The organism is Acinetobacter sp. YH16032, from assembly GCF_013417345.1.
Classification (GTDB): Bacteria; Pseudomonadota; Gammaproteobacteria; order Pseudomonadales; family Moraxellaceae; genus Acinetobacter.
The window spans coordinates 24,299-42,029 of the sequence record NZ_VPEE01000015.1 but is presented as its reverse complement, the minus strand read 5'-3'; the positions used below and the strand labels follow the sequence as shown (position 1 = coordinate 42,029).

The window sequence follows — 17,731 nt, the reverse complement described above, 5'->3', positions numbered from 1 at the left end:
AGGGTAAATTTTAAACAGATTTTAAGTTTCAAAATCGAATAATAAAAGCAAAAGGATTTTGCATATGTATATTGTTGGGTGGGGGAAAGATGAAATTAACATCGAACCCAAAGGCTATGCCATGTTTGGCTATGGGATGTGGCATCACCGTGCCTATAAAAAAAGAACTGCGCTGTATGCGAGAACAGTGACCATTCAAAAAGATCGAGATGCTCCATTAATTTTATGTTGTCTAGATTTTGGCTGTATTACTTCAGCAATTCGAATTACTGTAATCCAACGCTTGAATGAAACGTTGAGCGATCGTTTCGATCCACATCGTTTGGTTCTAATGGCAACGCATACCCATTCAGGTCCAGGCGGTTGTGGTTATGAAGCTCTTTATAATATGCCGACACCAGGATTTGTGCCTGAGCACCTTGATGCAGTAGTGGATGCTGTGCAATCCAGTATTCAACAGGCATTATCCAATCGCGATTTTACAGAGATTCGGTTAGCGACAATTGACATTCCTGAGCAAGTTCCTGTGGCATGGAATCGCTCGATAAAAGCGTATAATCGAAATCTCGATACTGCATTCGTCGACGAATCTGAAACTTACAAAGCGATCAATCGACAAATGCAAGTCCTTGGCTTTTATCGTGGGGAAAAGCTGCATTCTCTGTTGTCACTGTTTGGTGTGCATGCGACATGTTTGGGCAATCAATTAGACGCTCATGATGGTGATAATAAAGGCTATGCCGCAACACTTTCGGAAGAGACCTTAAGTGCTGCTGGGGTGGATGGACCAGTTTGTATATTTGCGCAAGCAACAGCAGGCGATGTGTCACCACACTTCCATGGAAAGAATCAGACTAAGATCAGAAAAAAGATAAAAGGAGAAGCAGAATACATCTATGCGAGAAACAATGGTCGTATACAGAGTGAGTATGCTTTAGCCGCTTTAATTGAGCAGCAAAATCAAAAAATTCAATATCAGGATTTGGATGCAGTACTCGAGTATGTGGATATGTCAAATACTGTGGCTGATCCAGAGTTTTCAGGTGGATATAGCAATGCGATAACAAGCCAAGCTTGTCATGGGACAGCATTTATTGCGGGCACACCAGTCGATGGTGTGGGTGCTGCAAAGCCATTGATCATGGCTATGAATTTACTTTCAAAACAATTCAAACGAAGTAAATTGAATTCAAAAGATCCAGTGGAAAGTGCTTATTATCAGAAGCTTTATCATGCTCAAGGACCCAAAAATATTATTTTTGAATCGGGTCAGCATCGGATATTAGGAAAAAAATTAGGTTCACTTCCTGGTGTTTTAGATCCACTCATTGCTGAAATGAATGCTCAAGTTCACGCTGGCGCAATTCAAGAAAGCGATTTAGTGCCACATATTGTGCCAATTCAGCTCATTCGAATCGGTCAACTTTTTTTGGTATGTGCTCCCGGAGAGTTTACAACAACTTCAGGTAAGCGCGTATTAAATACCATTCAGAAAAGTGTATTACCGACATTTCCTAACGCAAAAATTTGGTTTGCATCTTATTGTAATGATTATATGGGCTATGTGACGACATTCGAAGAATATCAAGAACAAGCCTATGAAGGTGGACACACTTTATTTGGTCAATGGACTTTGGCAGCTTTTCAAACCTATTTTAAACATTTGGCTAAACAGATTTGTTTGCCACCTGAACAACGTCAATTATCAAATTGCGTACCTAAAGCAGTACCTCAAAAAGAATTAGAGAAAAGAACCAATCGGGGAAATGTTCAAACCGCCGTTGCACAAAAGGAGTTGGCAACATGAGTAATCTGACACATCATTATTGGTCTAACTGGTCGGGATATTGCCACTCAAACCCGCAACACATCTTATATCCAGATCAATTACATGAATTACAGGATATTGTGATTCAACATCCTAAAGTTCGTGTGGTTGGTGCAGGGCATTCATTTACTCCTTTGGTAAAAACGGATGCGTCTATTATTTCTTTAGACCGATTTTCAAGTGTCTTAAATGCTGATCAGGCTAAATGCCAAGCGACGTTATGGGCAGGTACTCGACTATTCAATTTAGGACAGCATCTTGCGCCTTATGAACAGTCGCTTATGAATCAGGGTGATATTGATCAACAAAGTTTAGCTGGTGCTGTGTCTACAGGAACACACGGGACAGGTGCAGCGCTATATTCTATTTCAGGCTATGTAGAAGATTTTGAGCTATTACAGGCAAACGGGGAGTTAATCCAATGCTCCAAGACGGAGAACCCTGAAATTTTTCAGGCAGGGAGAGTATCTTTGGGATCACTCGGGATATTAACGAAAATAACCATGCAAAACCGCCCTAGATATAAATTGGAAGAGAAAATTCATTTAGCCCCTGTAGAAGAAAGCCTTGATCAATTTCTCCAATTGATGCACCAACATCGGCATTTGGAGTATTTTATTTTCCCTTTTACAGATCAGTTAATTTTTAAAACACTTGATGTTACAGAGGGTGAGGTGAAGCCAAGAGAAACTTCTTGGCCATCTGAGGATCAACTTTTAACATGGTGTTGTGAAATTTCTAAAAAAGCCCCTTTTTTGACGAAATATCTTCAAAAATTAGTCGGTGTTTTTGTGAAGCCAACAGAATTCATTGATTGGTCGAGTGATATTTTTGCAACACCTCGGAATACCAAATTCAATGAAATGGAATATCAAATTCCAATTGAGAATGGTATTCAATGCATCAAAGAAGTGATTGCAACGTTTAGAAAATATCAAATAAATTCTTTTTTCCCTATCGAATTCCGCGTGGTCAAAGGGGATGATATTTGGCTAAGTCCTTTCTATCAGCAAGACAGTATTTCGGTTTCAATCCATCAATATTATAAGCAGTCACCTCAAAAAGTATTTGATCTTATTGAGCCGATTTTTCAAAAATATCGAGGCCGTCCACACTGGGCTAAGATGCATCAACTATCTCACCAAGAGATTCGAGCTCTTTATCCGAAATGGAATGAATTTATGCAAATCAGAGAAGCGCTCGATCCCCATCGAAAGTTTCTCAATCCCTATCTTGAAAAACTATTACTTGGGCAACATGGATGAGAGATGAATAGTTTTTTTAATCAAATGAATGATGATCTGCGGGCACATGGTTTAGGTCAACCTATGCTCTTGATCGATGAGGATGCATTAAACTTTAATATTGCTTATGTAAAACAGCAGCTAGCTTCAGCAAAGCACTTAAAACCGCGGTTGGTCGTTAAATCTTTGGCTTGTTTGCCTTTGTTAAAAAAGCTAAGTTTCGAATTAGACACCCGACACTTTATGGTGTTCCATATTGATCACTTAGAATTGATGTTCAATCATTTTGATCAAGCTGATTTACTCTTTGGCAAGCCGATGCCAATTCGTGCAGTAGAAAGGTTTTATCAAAACCATCACACGCCAATCCAATGCAAGATACATTGGTTAATTGATTCCTTTGCTCGTTTGCAACAATATCATGCCTTGGCTGATCAACTGGGACTTAGCTTCAATATCAATCTTGAAATTGATGTGGGATTACATCGTGGAGGCGTTCAAAATTCTGCTGAATTTATACAAATGCTCAATTATATTCAGCAGCATCAAAAAACGCTAAATTTGAGTGGCTTAATGGGCTACGATGCGCATGTCACTAAACTACCTAAGGTGGTGAAGCGTGCAGAAACAGCTTATGCTGAATCTCAACATATTTATCAAAATTATCAGCACATCTTAAAGCACCAATTCCCAGATTTAAATCATGCTCAGCTGTGTTTTAACGGAGGAGGAAGTCCAACCTTTAGTTTTCACGTGAAACATAGTGTGTGTAATGATCTGTCATTTGGCTCAATGTTGCTTAAGCCCAGCGATTTTGATTCTGAATATCTTTCTTCACTTAAATCTGCTTTATATATAGCGAGTCCCGTACTGAAAGTTTTAGACCAAGTTTCATTGCCAGGAATGCCTTCATTTAAAAAAATAAAATTCTTTCAGAAGCATCAATCGGTTTTTATCTACGGTGGCTATTGGATGGGTCAATATGTTTATCCAGCAAAATCTCATCCTCATTTATTGTATGGACGAAGCACCAATCAGGAAATGATTTGTGTCGATCGTAAAATTGATATCCATCCTGATGACTATGTAATTATTCGACCGAGCCAGAGTGAGGTGGTCATCCCGCAGTTCAATCGCACGTACCTTTATCGAAAAGAAAATGAGTGGAATTCATCTGATTTGGAAACGAGTAGATTTGAACCTTGGGAAAATTTTAGAGAGTAGTGATTAAAAGAAAAAGGGATGAAGTTAATCATCCCTTTTTAGCATTGGTTTGAAATTTATTGGATACCGCCGTAGTGGATGCCCGTTAATTCACTGATTTCTTTTTTCCAAGTGGTTAAGTCATCCAAATTAAATTTACTTAAATGGTCATGCCCACAAGCACGCGCCATTACCTGCATCAATTCGACTGAAGCATTGAAGAAGTTGGCGAGTTGCTGTGCTGATTTTTCAATTTCGAGTCTTCGACGCAAATGATCTTTTTGTGTTGCAATACCGACAGAGCATTCATTTGTATTACACGCGCGCATTCCCAAACAACCAATTGCCTGCATGGCAGAGTTAGACAGGGCAATGGCATCTGCACCCAGCGCTAAGGCTTTAATAAAATCAGCAGGGACACGTAAGCCACCTGTAATGACCAAACTAATGTCACGACGTCCTAAACGATCTAAATGACGACGTGCCCGTGCTAAAGCAGGAATGGTCGGCACTGAAATATTGTCACGGAATAATGTTGGTGCTGCACCTGTACCACCACCACGACCATCTAAAATAATGTAGTCCACACCTATCGCAATCGCAGCATCAATGTCTTTTTCGATATGCTGTGCAGACAGTTTAAAGCCAATCGGAATGCCACCTGTCTGCTCGCGTATATAGTTTGCAAACTCCTTGTACTGTGAAAGTTCAGTCCAATCCGGAAAGGTTGCGGGAGAAATCGCAGATTGTCCTTCTTCTAAACCACGTACTTCTGCAATTTTTCCGACTACTTTATGCCCGGGTAGATGTCCGCCTGTTCCTGTTTTTGCTGCCTGTCCACCTTTAAAGTGAAAAGCTTGGCATTTTTTTACTTTTTCAATGTCATAGCCAAAACGACCAGAGGCCAACTCGTAAAAATATCGTGAATTCGAGGCTTGTTCATCATCTAACATTCCACCTTCACCAGAACAGATGCCAGTACCTGCCATTTCCGCACCCATTGCCAGTGCAGTTTTTGCTTCTTGAGATAAAGCTCCAAAACTCATGTCGGAAACAAATAATGGAATATTGAGTCTCAATGGTTTTTTTGCATTTGGTCCAATAATCACTTCGCTTGCAACGGGGGCATCATCCAGTAGAGGAGCTTTCCAAAGTTGAGCTGTGACCAGTTGAATATCTTCCCATTTTGGAAGTTTGTCAAAAGGCACACCCATGGCTGCGGTAGGACCATGATGACCGAAATTTTTTAGACCATTTCGAGCTAATTCTAAGATGAATCTATTGTGTGGCTCTTCAGGAGCAGGCTGAGAATCTGCGTAGAGTCCTTGATAACGATTACGGTTGAATTGCTGTGGATTTCTTTTTTCCCAAGCTTCGATTTCTTCTAAGTCAACATAGACATGATCATCATGAATCCAAGCTTTAAATTTTTGCAGATTTTTATTGAGATATCTCGGGTTAATGCCAGTTTTATAGAGGTAATGAGAGCCGTGAAGGCCACATACAATTTTGTCGCCTTGAATATGGGCATCGGACATGAGTGCTCCGCGATGCTGACAACGACCATACATGACTACGACTTTTTCTTCATCATGATCTTCAAGACGAAGAACAACAAGATCCACATTGGCTGCTAAAGCATATGCGGGTTTAAGCGGCTGGAGTGTAGACCAAGCAATTAGTGGGTGAGATTTCATATGACCTGCCTAATGATTTCAGTGGGTTATATTTATTTGTTTAAAAGTATGTTGATCATCTAATAGAAAGTATAAAAGATTATTTTTCTATAATTGGGATAATATTGGTTTAAATATTAGATTGGGAATATATTTTAACTATTTTTGTCACAATTAAAACTGCTATCGCCTAATGCTCGATTAACGGTTTATTAAACAACGTGACACGTGTAAAATCTCTAGCGATTTTATTTATCCACCGTTTTTATCTTTTGAGGTTCGCCTCGATCATAATCTCGCGGTGACATGCTCCATTGTACGGGGCATCACTCCTTAAGGATTTTTTATGCCAATTATTACTTTGCCAAACGGCGATCAAAAACAATTTGATCAAGCTGTCTCTGTCATGGAAGTTGCTCAAAGCATCGGTCCAGGTCTTGCAAAAAATACGGTTGCAGGTCGTGTAAACGGCCATCTAGTTGATGCATGTGACTTAATCACTGATGATGCCACGTTGCAGATCATTACGCCTAAAGATGATGAAGGTGTTGAAATTATTCGTCACTCTTGTGCCCATTTAGTTGGTCACGCAGTGAAGCAGCTTTTCCCCGAAGCAAAGATGGTGATTGGACCTGTCATTGAAGATGGTTTCTATTACGATATCTACAGTGAAAAACCATTTACACCAGATGATATGGCTGCCATCGAAGAGCGTATGAAAAAGCTCATCGATCAAGATTATGATGTCATTAAAAAGATGACACCTCGTGATGAAGTGATCAAAGTATTCACTGAGCGTGGTGAAGATTATAAATTACGCCTCATCGAAGATATGCCAGATGAGACTCAAATGGGTCTTTATTATCATCAAGAATATGTGGATATGTGTCGTGGTCCACACGTACCAAACACTAAATTCTTAAAGTCATTTAAGTTGACGAAGATGTCAGGTGCTTACTGGCGTGGTGATGCGAAAAACGAACAACTTCAACGTATTTATGGTACGGCTTGGGCGGATAAGAAGCAGTTGGCTGCTTATATCAAACGTATTGAAGAAGCTGAAAAGCGTGACCACCGTAAAATTGGTAAAGCGCTTGATCTGTTCCACATGCAAGAAGAAGCACCAGGCATGGTGTTCTGGCATCCAAATGGCTGGACGATCTATCAAGTTTTAGAACAATACATGCGTAAAGTTCAGCAGGACAATGGTTATCAAGAGATTCGCACACCTCAGGTGGTCGATTTTAGTCTTTGGGAAAAATCAGGACATGCTGCAAACTATGCAGAAAACATGTTTACTACACATTCTGAAAACCGTAACTATGCCGTTAAACCAATGAACTGCCCATGTCATGTTCAAGTGTTTAACCAAGGTTTAAAATCTTACCGTGATTTACCAATTCGTCTTGCTGAATTTGGTTCATGTCACCGTAACGAACCATCGGGTTCATTACACGGGATTATGCGTGTTCGTGGTTTCACCCAAGATGATGCACACATTTTTTGTACAACTGAGCAAATTGGTCAAGAAGTTGCTGACTTTATTAAACTGACTTTAGATGTTTATAAAGATTTCGGTTTTGAAGAAGTGCAAATGAAACTCTCAACACGTCCAGAAAAGCGTGTAGGGGATGATAAGCTTTGGGATGTTGCTGAAAAATCTTTAGCTGACGCACTGGATGCAGCGGGTCTCGCTTGGGATTTACAACCTGGTGAGGGTGCGTTCTACGGTCCTAAAATTGAATTTTCTTTGAAAGATTGTTTAGGTCGTATCTGGCAGTGCGGTACAATCCAATGCGATTTTAACTTGCCATTACGTTTAGATGCATCTTATGTCACTGAAGACAACGATCGTGATCATCCTGTGATGCTTCATCGTGCAATTCTTGGCAGTTTTGAACGTTTTATTGGTATACTTATTGAACACTACGCTGGATTTATGCCACCATGGTTGGCACCAATTCAAGCATGTGTGATGAATATTACCGATTCTCAAGCAGATGCTTGTCAGTCAGTCGTCGCTAAATTGCAAGAAAATGGCATTCGAGTGATTTCAGACTTGAGAAATGAGAAAATCGGCTTTAAGATTCGTGAGCGTACTTTAGAGCGTATTCCATACCTATTGGTGCTTGGGGATCGAGAAGTAGAGGAAGGTACAGTGAATGTACGTACTCGCTCTGGAACAAATTTAGGTACTATGTCTATCGATGCATTCGTTGACTTAGTGAAAGTAGCCGTAGCCGAACGCGGCCGGTATATTGTGGAGTAAGAAAGATTAAACAGCCTGACCGTAACCAACAACAAGGTGCTAAAAGCAATCGTCCTGCATTAAATGATGAGATTCGTGCGAAAGAAGTGCGTCTCGTTGGCGCTGACGGAGAACAAAAAGGCATCGTTTCACTTGCTGAAGCGTTGCGTGCTGCAGAAGAAGTTGATCTTGACCTCGTTGAGATCGTTGCGAATGCAGAGCCGCCTGTTTGTAAAATCATGGATTACAACAAGCATTTATTTGATCTGAAGCAAAAGCAAAAAGATGCTAAGAAAAAGCAGCATCAAGTTCAGGTTAAAGAGATCAAGTTGCGTCCTGGTACAGACGTTGGTGATTACAATGTTAAGTTGCGTGCTATTCTGAAATTCCTTGAAGAAGGCAACAAAGTTAAAATTACTCTACGTTTCCGTGGTCGTGAGATGGCTCACCAACAATTGGGTCTTGCTCAATTACAAAAGATTGAAGCTGATGTGGCTGAAATCGGTGTAGTGGAACAAGCACCAAAAATGGAAGGCCGTCAAATGGGTATGTTACTTGGTCCTAAAAAGAAAAAGTAAAACCGATTTAGAGAAAAAGCCCTGCACATGCAGGGCTTTTTTATATGTTGATTGAAGGGATATAGGTACATCCTGAGTTAGTAAAGAGAGGAACGACTGTAGTTGGGGTATAAATCATCAGTTGAATATTTCCATCAGGCAGTACTTTAGTGAAGTCTAATAAACGTATATTTTAAACTTCTCGAATCATTTTGTGGCTTGAGTAAAAAATGTAATTATTTCGACAGGTAAACTCGTACTTATGCATAGAAAATTCTAGATGGATGGTAAAACTGAATAGGTTTAGAGTGTTTACTGTCTTGAAAGATGACCCAAAAAGGATTTTTTATATTGCACATCAGGAAATTCGTTGCTCAAAGTAGCTGTAGATTTGATTTATAAAAAAAGCCGATACTTTTGCATCGGCTTTTTTTGTGACTCATTAAGTTAGATGCTTTATTCGACATGAACTGTTTTTTCAGTAGACTCTGTATTTTCTAACAGAAGTTTTTTGCCAATTGGAATTTGTCGAGGTAATTTCTCTTCTGGAATGATACGCTCTAAGTCGATCACTAATAAGCCATTTTCATAATCTGCTTGTTGAACTTCAATATGTTCATCTAAGCGAAGCGATAATTTAAATGAACGACGCGCAATTCCTTTATGAAGATATTCGGTTTGTTCAGATTGAATAGCTTCTGGTTTTCCTGTGATCGAGAGAAGCTGATTTTCAAGACTGATATTTAACTCATCTTGACTAAATCCTGCAGTAGCGACCACGATGCGATATTTATTCTCACCTTTTTTTTCAATGTTATAAGGTGGGTAGTTTGGAGCATCACTTTGCATTGCGTAATCAATAAAATCGTTTAAACGATCAAAACCAATGCTACGACGAAACAATGGATGAAGATTTAAGTTACTCATGATTAAAACCTCCTGAGGTCAGCAAAGTCATAAAAATAAGAATGTTGTTCTGTCATGACTATCATCAACAGAACCAGATGATCATCATAAATCTGGCAATTTTTTATATAGGTTCAGACCGAAATTTTTCAATAATAAATTCAAAAAAAATTTAAAATATTTTATAAATAATTGATTTTTTACAATTTATAAATAAAAAATTTCTATCCTTGTTGTTTGGTTTGAAATGATTTATGGTGGATAAATCAATCAACAAAGGGCATATGGAGCCTGAACTGTAATGATCGATTTATATTACTGGGGAACACCCAACGGATTAAAAATAACAATTGCACTCGAAGAAATGGCTTTAGATTATCAAATCTATCCAATCAATATATTAGAAAATGATCAGTTCCAAACTGACTTTCTTGCGATTTCTCCTAATAATAAAATTCCTGCGATAGTTGATCAAAATGGACCGAATAATCAATCGATTTCGATTTTCGAGTCTGGTGCAATACTGCAATATTTAGGACGTAAAACGGGACAATTCTATCCTCAGCACGAAATCGCGAGAATTCAGGTTGAACAATGGTTGATGTGGCAAATGGGTGGTCTAGGACCGATGTTAGGTCAAAATCATCATTTTGCTAAATTTGCTAAAGAGAAAATCCCTTATGCGATCGAGCGCTACATTACAGAAACTAAAAGATTATATGGGGTGCTCAATAAGCAGTTAGTTGGGCAAGACTATGTGGCAGGTGAGTACTCTATTGCGGATATGGCAATTTTCCCTTGGTTGATGCGGCACGAGTGGCAAAGTATTCATTTAGCAGAGTTTCCTGAAGTGGAAGCTTATATTCAACGTATCCAACAGAGACCAGCGGTACAAAAGGCGCTTGCACTACTAAAGTAGATCACGGATTTAAGTGTGATAAACTCTACATATCTAAACCACCATTCGGTGGTTTTTTTATGGAGAACTGCCATGAAGGATTTTTTTTTAAATTTTAGCAAAATTGTTGAATCTAATTCAAAAGTATACTGGGCAATTATTGCTGGTATTTTACTCTGTGTTGCTTCTTATATCGTCGAAATATTTCATGTGCAAAATATCATTGCAGCAATCGAACCAGATTCTAGGGATCAATTAAAACAGGTGATTCCAGCGACAACGAGTAAATATACGGTGCTACGTGCCATCATAGTAGTGTTAGCAATTGCTTGGTCGATAAAAGAATATCGTAAAACTCAGAAACTTCTAGCTGTGAATAAGTCCAGTAAATGAATCTGATTTTATTGTTCTTAAGTGCCTTTGGAGCCGCCACTTTATTGCCCTTACAGTCCGAAGCAATATTGTTGGGGTCATTTGCTCTAAAACAATTTTCGCCGTGGATGCTTATTTTTGTTGCAAGTGTAGCGAATGTGATGGGTTCATGCGTTAATTGGTGGTTGGGCTTAAAAATAGAGCAGTTTAAAACCAAAAAGTGGTTTCCATTTAAGTCAGATCAAATGATTCGTGCTCAACGGGCTTATCAGCAGTATGGTACATGGTCACTTCTTTTAAGTTGGGTGCCTATCATTGGTGATCCAATCACCTTAATTGCAGGAATCTTGAAAGAAAAATTCTGGAAATTTATCTTCGTGGTGGGTATAGCGAAAACAGGTCGATATCTATTTATCTACTGGGTGTATCTTGGTTTGTTCTAAATTTTCGTAGAGTAAAACTCATCAAGATTAATTTGTCTGAATCAAGATTAACGGTGCTTTTGTTTTGCGCAAAGATGCTATAGAATACTCGCTCCCTTACCTGCAGGTCGTATTGTAATGGTGCAAACGAGCCGAACAGGTGTTCAAAAGAGGTTGTTATGCCTAAGATGAAAACTCGCCGTGGTGCAGCAAAACGCTTCAAAGCGACTGCTAACGGTTTTAAGCGTAAACAAGCGTTCAAACGCCACATTTTGACCAAAAAATCTGCTAAGCGTATTCGTCAATTGCGCGGCTGTGTAATGGTTCACGTAAGTGACGTTGCTTCAGTTCGTCGTATGTGCCCGTACATCTAAGGAGATTATAAATGGCTCGTGTAAAACGTGGTGTACAGGCTCATCGCCGTCACAAAAAAATTCTTGCTCGCGCTAAAGGTTACTATGGTGCTCGTTCACGCGTTTACCGCGTAGCGTTCCAAGCGGTAATCAAAGCAGGTCAATATGCTTACCGTGACCGTCGTCAAAAGAAACGTCAATTCCGTGCTTTATGGATTGCGCGTATCAATGCTGGTGCACGTCAAAATGGTTTGTCGTACAGCCGTATGATCGATGGCTTGAAAAAAGCTCAAGTGATCATCGACCGTCGCGTACTTGCTGACATCGCTATGCATGACGCAGTTGCATTTGCTGCTTTAGCTGAAAAAGCTAAAGGCGCATTAGCTGCTTAATCATCGTAGATGAGAAAAAGACCGCTTTTTAGCGGTCTTTTTTATTTTCATTGTTTACGACCAAATAAAGCCAAGAGATTAGTATGAATAAAATTATGGTCGTCGGTACAGCAGCATCTGGGAAAACAACCTTTGCACGTAAGTTGGCTGCTCAACTGCAAGTCGATCATATTGAACTTGATAATCTCTTTTGGTTGGATAACTGGACTGAGTCATCTCCAATACAATTTCAAGAAAAATTTATAAATCGTGTTAGGTCTATGAATAAGGGCTTCGTGATTGATGGTAATTATTCTCTGATTCAAAATTTAATCTTAAGTGAGATCGACACTGTGATGTGGTTGGATTTTTCACTACGCGTAAATCTTTATCGTGTGATTAAGAGGTCGCTATACCGTGTGATTAGCCAAAAGAAAATATGGAAAAATTCTAACAATAGAGAACATTGGGCGAAATTGTTAAGTAAAGACTCAATAATATTGTGGGTAGTCCAAACACATGGGAAAAATAGACTTAAATATTTGCAGATGATGAATGCCACTCAATATCATCATATAAAGTGGCTACATTTTCATAAAACTGAACAATTAGATGAATTTTTAAAACATCACAGTCCAAAATAGTAAGCGCAGAAACAGATTATTGCAGTGACTAAAATGAGGGCAAACACATTTGATTTACCTGTTTTAGGTGTGGGTTGGTGAGAACTGGAATCATTGTTGAAAAAGCGTTTTCCATGTTGAGTATGTGTTAAGGCTTCATCCAAAGGGGAGTGAATTTCGGGGCTTTTTAAATGAGCAGTTTTATAGTGATTTGCTACTTTAGTAATGAATTTTGCACTCAGGTCATCTAACTTTTGTTGAAATACCTTCAGTTGTTTTTCTTCCTCAAGAGATTCTTGATGATCTTGCTCCAAAAGCTTTCGTTTTTGAATCTTTAAATGTTGTTCTAGATGCATGAAACGCACTAAGGTTTCATTGGCATAAGGTGCTGCATAATCTTGTGGCAGTAATGGTAAGGCAGCTCCAGCGTTGGAGGGTGATTGATCGTCAGTACCATAAAAGATTGCGCCACGTTTAACGGATTCCACCCCTTGTGCTAATGCGCGATCGAACAGCTCATTCTCTGTGTAGTCGTGAATATCATTCCAATTAGGTGCTTGAAGATCTGCCTCAACACGTTTGATATGTTGGGTGGATAGATCAAAACGCCAAAATGTTTCAATTCGTGCAGGGAGTGTTTGGTTGTTTGGTATGTCGAAGTCTTGTTCAGAACTATACCATTCGGCAAGTTCTTTACCACAGATCCATGCTGTTTTTACATTGCGGTGATGACTGACAATGAAATGGGGATATGGTAAAAGCTCAACATTTGGATTGGGATTTTTTTCATCGATTAATAAACTTGAGTTATGTAGGCTTAAGCATGTGACACCCTGACGTTTTAAGCTTTCTAACCAAACTTGGAAGTGTTGTGCCAATAAGTGTTGTGTATTTAAATCTCGAAAAAGGAAATGGTGCTGATTAAAAATCGCATGATTTTTCCAGTGTTGAAAACTTAAATCCTGACTTAAAAACTCATTGCCATAAGTCACGAGTGTGAGCTGTTGTTTCCAAATTTGATCTAATGCCATGACATATCTTCTCAATGATCATTGCGCATATCTTAAACTTTTTATAAATGTAATTTCCAATTTAATTCCACATCCAATTTTAACACTTGCTGATCTTCATACGGAGCTATAAAAGCTGTTAGAATGCGCAGTTATATTATTTTTTATATTTGTTGCTTTGAGAGTTACTATGTCACTGGAAGCCCTGACCACTGAAGCGCTCGCTGCCATTGCAGCAGCTCAAGACCTTGCAACACTCGATCAGGTTCGAGTGCAATTTACGGGTAAGAAAAGCCAGCTTGCTGAACAATCGAAAGCACTGGGTAAAATGGATCCGGAAGAGCGTAAGGTTTTTGGTGCGCAGATTCATTCAGTTCGAGAAGCGATTAATGGCGCATTAACTGAGCGTCAAACTGCATTACAAAAAGCTGCACTAGAACAAAAATTAGCAAGTGAACAGATCGACATCACGTTGCCTGGTCGTGGACAACAGGTGGGCAGTATCCACCCAGTGACCCAAGTACAAGAGCGTATTTGTCAATTCTTCACGAAAGCAGGTTTTTCTGTTGCGACTGGTCCAGAGGTTGAAGATGACTATCACAACTTTGAGGCATTAAATATTCCGGGTCATCACCCTGCGCGTGCAATGCACGATACCTTTTACTTCGATGTAAACCATTTGCTTCGTACGCATACCTCTGGTGTACAGATTCGAACGATGGAAACACAGCAACCACCAATTCGTATTGTATGTCCAGGTCGTGTGTATCGCTGTGACTCAGACCAAACACATTCTCCGATGTTCCACCAGATTGAAGGTTTGTACGTTGCAGAAAATACGAGCTTTGCTGAGTTAAAAGGATTATTGGTTAATTTGCTGAATGAGTTCTTTGAAAAAGACTTGAAAGTACGTTTCCGCCCATCTTACTTCCCATTCACAGAACCAAGTGCTGAAGTCGACATCATGGATGAGCGAGGAAAATGGTTAGAAGTATTAGGTTGTGGCATGGTACATCCAAATGTTCTTCGTTCAGCGGGTATTGATCCAGACAAGTACAAAGGCTTTGCATTTGGTTTAGGTGTTGAACGTTTTGCAATGCTTCGTTATGGCATAAACGACTTGCGTATGTTCTACCAAAATGATGTGCGTTTCTTACGCCAGTTTGCTTAAAACTTTTTATTAAATCCTCTCCTAACTTGAGGAACTCCACAGAATCATTTGGGGTTCTCTCCCTTAGCAAAGGGGGTTAGAGGGAGGATTCTAGAGATTTGAATTACAGGTTTTATATCAATGAAAATTAGCGAAAATTGGCTACGCACATGGGTTAACCCAGCCATCGATAGCGATACTTTATCTGACCAACTGACCATGCTTGGCCTTGAGGTAGATGATTTATCTCCTGCTGCAAAACCATTTACAGGTGTGGTTGTAGGTGAAGTACTTACGGTAGAACAGCACCCAGATGCAGATCGTTTACGTGTAACGACTGTCAACATTGGTGTGGGTGAACCATTACAAATCGTCTGTGGTGCACCTAATGTACGTGCAGGAATGAAAGCACCCGTAGCAACCATCGGTGCAGTATTGCCAGGTGATTTTAAAATCAAAAAAGGTAAGCTTCGTGGTGTTGAATCACAAGGTATGCTGTGCGGTGCATCTGAAATTGATTTAGAAGATAAAATCGACGGTCTACTCGAGCTTCCTGCGGACGCGCTAGTCGGTGTAAACGTACGTGAATATCTAGACCTTGATGACAACGTGATTGATATTAGTATCACACCAAACCGTGGTGACTGTTTCAGTATTCGTGGGATTGCACGTGAAATTGGTGTGATTAACCAACTTCCCGTGACTGCGCCTGAAATTAAAGAAGTGGCTGCAACGATTGCTGATGAAAAGAAGGTCGTTGTATCTACTGAAGGTTGCCCACGTTACTTAGGTCGTGTGATCAAAAACGTCAACACCAAAGCGCCAACTCCTGAATGGATGGAACGCGCACTGGCTCGTTCTGGTATCCGTCAGCACAGTATCTTAGTTGATATTACCAACTATGTATTGATGGAGTTGGGTCAACCGCTTCACGCATTTGATGGTGGTAAAGTTCAAGGTGCGGTACACGTTCGTCAAGCAACTGCAGGTGAAAAACTTGTTCTCTTGAATGAGCAAGAAGTTGAAATGCAAGACAACGTGATGGTGATTGCAGATGACGAAAAAGCATTAGCAATTGCGGGCATCATGGGTGGCTTGTCTTCATCGGTGACAGGCGCAACGACTGAAATCTTCCTTGAATCAGCATTCTTTGCACCACTTCATATTGCGGGTCGTGCGCGTAGCTTCGGTTTACATACAGATGCGTCTCAGCGTTATGAGCGTGGAGTGGATTTCGAACTTCCAATGATCGCAATGCACCGTGCATCTCAGTTGATTTCTGAGCTTGCAGGTGGTGAATTTGGTCCAATTACGGTAGCAGAAAATCCAAGAGTATTGCCAACACGCGAAGCAATCGAGCTTGAGCAGGCGCAAGTTGATCAACTTCTTGGTTATAAAGTTGACTCTGACTTTATTACTGATGCGTTAACACGTCTAGGTTGTCAGGTAACAATTAAAGCACAAGGTCAATGGTCTGTCGTACCGCCATCACATCGTTATGATATGGCAATCTACCAAGACTTAATTGAAGAGGTTGCGCGTATTCATGGTTATGACAACATTCAAATCAGCTTGCCTGTGATTGATGTGAAACTTGCAAAATACCAAGATCAATTTGAAGTTGCACAATTACGTCAAACTTTGGTTGCACTTGGTTATCAAGAGGCAATCAGCTTTAGTTTTGCTGATCTAAAACTTGAAAAACAGTTAAATCCAAGTGTAAATCCTTTGGCATTGGCAAATCCAATTTCAAGTGATTTGGCGGTAATGCGTTCGACTTTACTTTCAAGCTTAATTCCTTGTGTCCAATACAACGTTAATCGTCAACAAAGTCGTGTGCGCTTCTTTGAACTTGGCTTGCGTTTTGATTATCAAGAAGCAACCAGTATTCATGATCTTAAGCAAATACCTACACTAGCGATTGTGGCAACAGGTGCGAAGAATCAGGAATCTTGGCATGCTAAACCTCAGCCAATGGATTTCTTCGATTTTAAAGGTGAAATTGAGGCTGTATTGGCGGCTGGACGAGTTCAAGTAGAATATGTGCGTTCAGAGCGTTCATGGTTGCATCCAGGTCAATCTGCTGAAATTTTAGTGGACGGACAATCGATTGGTTATATTGGTCGTTTACATCCATCGCTTGAAGATGAGCTTGATCTCGCAACGACATGGGTAGCAGAACTCGATCAATCGTCTGTTTTGCAAACTTATGTATCTAATTTTACAGAATTATCACGATTTCCTTCAGTGAGACGTGATATTGCAGTTTTAATTAGTGATAAGATTAATGTTAGTGAAATTCAGCAACTTATCGAAAAAACTGGAGGAGAGTTACTTGATTCTTCTTGGTTATTCGATGTGTATACGGGTCAAGGTGTAGAAGAGGGTAAACGTTCATTGGCGTTTGCACTTTTATGGCAGCATCCGAGTCGCACGCTTGAGGATGCTGAAATTAAATCTGGTATGGATAATATTTTACAAGTGTTAGAAAACACTTACCAAGCGACATTGAGGGCCTCATGACAGCATTAACAAAAGCAGAAATGGCTGATCATTTGAGTGAGCTGACGAGTTTAAATCGTCGTGAAGCTAAACAAATGGTTGAGTTGTTTTTTGATGAAATTAGCCAGGCATTAATTGCAGGTGAACATGTCAAATTATCGGGTTTTGGTAATTTCGAACTGCGTGACAAGCGTCAGCGTCCAGGGCGTAATCCAAAAACAGGTGAGGAGATTCCTATTTCTGCACGCCGTGTAGTGACCTTCCGTGCTGGTCAAAAGTTTAGACAGCGTGTAGGGACAGAGCAAGTCGATTAATCGCTTGATCAAATAACATTAAAAAAAAACCTGAGCTCAGCTCAGGTTTTTTTT

The 17,731-nt window shown here is 39.9% G+C and carries 17 protein-coding genes; 14 read left to right on the top strand and 3 right to left on the bottom strand.

Annotation, left to right across the window (positions count from 1 at the left end; genetic code table 11):
• The first annotated feature begins 64 nt into the window (after positions 1-64).
• The 3 genes from FTV32_RS09440 to FTV32_RS09430 are packed head-to-tail and all read left to right on the top strand — an operon-like array spanning position 65 to position 4,296.
• Positions 65-1,807, top strand: a complete 1,743-nt coding sequence (locus FTV32_RS09440) for a neutral/alkaline non-lysosomal ceramidase N-terminal domain-containing protein (RefSeq protein WP_035265354.1) — start codon at positions 65-67, stop codon at positions 1,805-1,807.
• Positions 1,804-3,093 carry a D-arabinono-1,4-lactone oxidase gene (locus tag FTV32_RS09435; RefSeq protein WP_180028507.1) on the top strand — a complete coding sequence of 430 codons (1,290 nt, stop codon included), beginning with the start codon at positions 1,804-1,806 and terminating at the stop codon, positions 3,091-3,093. Before FTV32_RS09440 ends, FTV32_RS09435 begins: the two co-directional genes overlap by 4 nt.
• Before the next feature lie 3 nt (positions 3,094-3,096).
• The gene (locus tag FTV32_RS09430) at positions 3,097-4,296 is read left to right on the top strand and encodes an alanine racemase (RefSeq protein ID WP_035265356.1); all 1,200 of its coding nucleotides are present in this window, start codon (positions 3,097-3,099) and stop codon (positions 4,294-4,296) included.
• Between the two features lie 56 nt (positions 4,297-4,352).
• On the opposite strand, the gene FTV32_RS09425 is transcribed toward FTV32_RS09430, so the two are convergent.
• Positions 4,353-5,972: a glutamate synthase-related protein gene (locus tag FTV32_RS09425; protein WP_035265359.1), complete on the bottom strand. Its 1,620-nt coding sequence runs from the start codon at positions 5,970-5,972 to the stop codon at positions 4,353-4,355.
• A gap of 325 nt (positions 5,973-6,297) precedes the next feature.
• Here FTV32_RS09425 and thrS point away from each other — a divergent pair, with 325 nt between their 5' ends.
• Both thrS and infC read left to right on the top strand, forming a co-directional pair.
• Positions 6,298-8,220, top strand: a complete 1,923-nt coding sequence (gene thrS, locus FTV32_RS09420; protein ID WP_035265361.1) for a threonine--tRNA ligase — start codon at positions 6,298-6,300, stop codon at positions 8,218-8,220.
• 71 nt (positions 8,221-8,291) lie between these two features.
• Positions 8,292-8,777 carry a translation initiation factor IF-3 gene (gene infC / locus FTV32_RS09415; RefSeq protein ID WP_373683335.1) on the top strand — a complete coding sequence of 162 codons (486 nt, stop codon included), beginning with the start codon at positions 8,292-8,294 and terminating at the stop codon, positions 8,775-8,777.
• Positions 8,778-9,212: 435 nt separating this feature from the next.
• On the opposite strand, the gene FTV32_RS09410 is transcribed toward infC, so the two are convergent.
• Positions 9,213-9,683: an Hsp20 family protein gene (locus FTV32_RS09410; protein WP_179998611.1), complete on the bottom strand. Its 471-nt coding sequence runs from the start codon at positions 9,681-9,683 to the stop codon at positions 9,213-9,215.
• Positions 9,684-9,963: 280 nt separating this feature from the next.
• Between FTV32_RS09410 and FTV32_RS09405 the strand changes: the two genes are divergently transcribed.
• From FTV32_RS09405 to FTV32_RS09380, 6 genes are all read left to right on the top strand, one after another.
• Positions 9,964-10,581, top strand: a complete 618-nt coding sequence (locus FTV32_RS09405; protein WP_035265364.1) for a glutathione S-transferase family protein — start codon at positions 9,964-9,966, stop codon at positions 10,579-10,581.
• A 72-nt stretch (positions 10,582-10,653) separates the two neighbouring features.
• Positions 10,654-10,953: a hypothetical protein gene (locus tag FTV32_RS09400; RefSeq protein ID WP_035265366.1), complete on the top strand. Its 300-nt coding sequence runs from the start codon at positions 10,654-10,656 to the stop codon at positions 10,951-10,953.
• Positions 10,950-11,375, top strand: a complete 426-nt coding sequence (locus FTV32_RS09395) for a YqaA family protein (protein WP_035265367.1) — start codon at positions 10,950-10,952, stop codon at positions 11,373-11,375. Before FTV32_RS09400 ends, FTV32_RS09395 begins: the two co-directional genes overlap by 4 nt.
• A gap of 158 nt (positions 11,376-11,533) precedes the next feature.
• Positions 11,534-11,728 carry a 50S ribosomal protein L35 gene (rpmI, locus tag FTV32_RS09390; protein ID WP_004278281.1) on the top strand — a complete coding sequence of 65 codons (195 nt, stop codon included), beginning with the start codon at positions 11,534-11,536 and terminating at the stop codon, positions 11,726-11,728.
• Between the two features lie 11 nt (positions 11,729-11,739).
• Entirely contained in the window at positions 11,740-12,099 is a 360-nt protein-coding gene (gene rplT, locus FTV32_RS09385; protein WP_004867327.1) for a 50S ribosomal protein L20, read from the top strand.
• An 83-nt stretch (positions 12,100-12,182) separates the two neighbouring features.
• On the top strand, positions 12,183-12,722 hold the full coding sequence (locus tag FTV32_RS09380) for an AAA family ATPase (RefSeq protein WP_035265369.1): 540 nt from the start codon (positions 12,183-12,185) through the stop codon (positions 12,720-12,722).
• On the opposite strand, the gene FTV32_RS09375 is transcribed toward FTV32_RS09380, so the two are convergent.
• Positions 12,707-13,732: a hypothetical protein gene (locus FTV32_RS09375; protein ID WP_180028506.1), complete on the bottom strand. Its 1,026-nt coding sequence runs from the start codon at positions 13,730-13,732 to the stop codon at positions 12,707-12,709. The genes FTV32_RS09380 and FTV32_RS09375 overlap by 16 nt on opposite strands.
• A gap of 169 nt (positions 13,733-13,901) precedes the next feature.
• Between FTV32_RS09375 and pheS the strand changes: the two genes are divergently transcribed.
• The 3 genes from pheS to FTV32_RS09360 all read left to right on the top strand — a co-directional run bounded on the left by pheS (position 13,902) and on the right by FTV32_RS09360 (position 17,677).
• On the top strand, positions 13,902-14,882 hold the full coding sequence (pheS, locus tag FTV32_RS09370; RefSeq protein WP_035265373.1) for a phenylalanine--tRNA ligase subunit alpha: 981 nt from the start codon (positions 13,902-13,904) through the stop codon (positions 14,880-14,882).
• A 120-nt stretch (positions 14,883-15,002) separates the two neighbouring features.
• Entirely contained in the window at positions 15,003-17,384 is a 2,382-nt protein-coding gene (gene pheT, locus FTV32_RS09365; protein WP_035265375.1) for a phenylalanine--tRNA ligase subunit beta, read from the top strand.
• Positions 17,381-17,677, top strand: a complete 297-nt coding sequence (locus tag FTV32_RS09360; RefSeq protein WP_035265376.1) for an integration host factor subunit alpha — start codon at positions 17,381-17,383, stop codon at positions 17,675-17,677. Before pheT ends, FTV32_RS09360 begins: the two co-directional genes overlap by 4 nt.
• The last annotated feature ends 54 nt before the right edge of the window (positions 17,678-17,731 follow it).

What these genes read in the sequence shown, in the direction of transcription:
- FTV32_RS09440 (WP_035265354.1), top strand. Translation starts at nt 65, where the DNA reads ATGTATATTGTTGGGTGGGGGAAAGATGAAATTAACATCGAACCCAAA.
- FTV32_RS09435 (WP_180028507.1), top strand. Translation starts at nt 1,804, where the DNA reads ATGAGTAATCTGACACATCATTATTGGTCTAACTGGTCGGGATATTGC.
- FTV32_RS09430 (WP_035265356.1), top strand. Translation starts at nt 3,097, where the DNA reads ATGAATAGTTTTTTTAATCAAATGAATGATGATCTGCGGGCACATGGT.
- FTV32_RS09425 (WP_035265359.1), bottom strand. Translation starts at nt 5,972, where the DNA reads ATGAAATCTCACCCACTAATTGCTTGGTCTACACTCCAGCCGCTTAAA.
- thrS (WP_035265361.1), top strand. Translation starts at nt 6,298, where the DNA reads ATGCCAATTATTACTTTGCCAAACGGCGATCAAAAACAATTTGATCAA.
- FTV32_RS09410 (WP_179998611.1), bottom strand. Translation starts at nt 9,683, where the DNA reads ATGAGTAACTTAAATCTTCATCCATTGTTTCGTCGTAGCATTGGTTTT.
- FTV32_RS09405 (WP_035265364.1), top strand. Translation starts at nt 9,964, where the DNA reads ATGATCGATTTATATTACTGGGGAACACCCAACGGATTAAAAATAACA.
- FTV32_RS09400 (WP_035265366.1), top strand. Translation starts at nt 10,654, where the DNA reads ATGAAGGATTTTTTTTTAAATTTTAGCAAAATTGTTGAATCTAATTCA.
- FTV32_RS09395 (WP_035265367.1), top strand. Translation starts at nt 10,950, where the DNA reads ATGAATCTGATTTTATTGTTCTTAAGTGCCTTTGGAGCCGCCACTTTA.
- rpmI (WP_004278281.1), top strand. Translation starts at nt 11,534, where the DNA reads ATGCCTAAGATGAAAACTCGCCGTGGTGCAGCAAAACGCTTCAAAGCG.
- rplT (WP_004867327.1), top strand. Translation starts at nt 11,740, where the DNA reads ATGGCTCGTGTAAAACGTGGTGTACAGGCTCATCGCCGTCACAAAAAA.
- FTV32_RS09380 (WP_035265369.1), top strand. Translation starts at nt 12,183, where the DNA reads ATGAATAAAATTATGGTCGTCGGTACAGCAGCATCTGGGAAAACAACC.
- FTV32_RS09375 (WP_180028506.1), bottom strand. Translation starts at nt 13,732, where the DNA reads ATGGCATTAGATCAAATTTGGAAACAACAGCTCACACTCGTGACTTAT.
- pheS (WP_035265373.1), top strand. Translation starts at nt 13,902, where the DNA reads ATGTCACTGGAAGCCCTGACCACTGAAGCGCTCGCTGCCATTGCAGCA.
- pheT (WP_035265375.1), top strand. Translation starts at nt 15,003, where the DNA reads ATGAAAATTAGCGAAAATTGGCTACGCACATGGGTTAACCCAGCCATC.
- FTV32_RS09360 (WP_035265376.1), top strand. Translation starts at nt 17,381, where the DNA reads ATGACAGCATTAACAAAAGCAGAAATGGCTGATCATTTGAGTGAGCTG.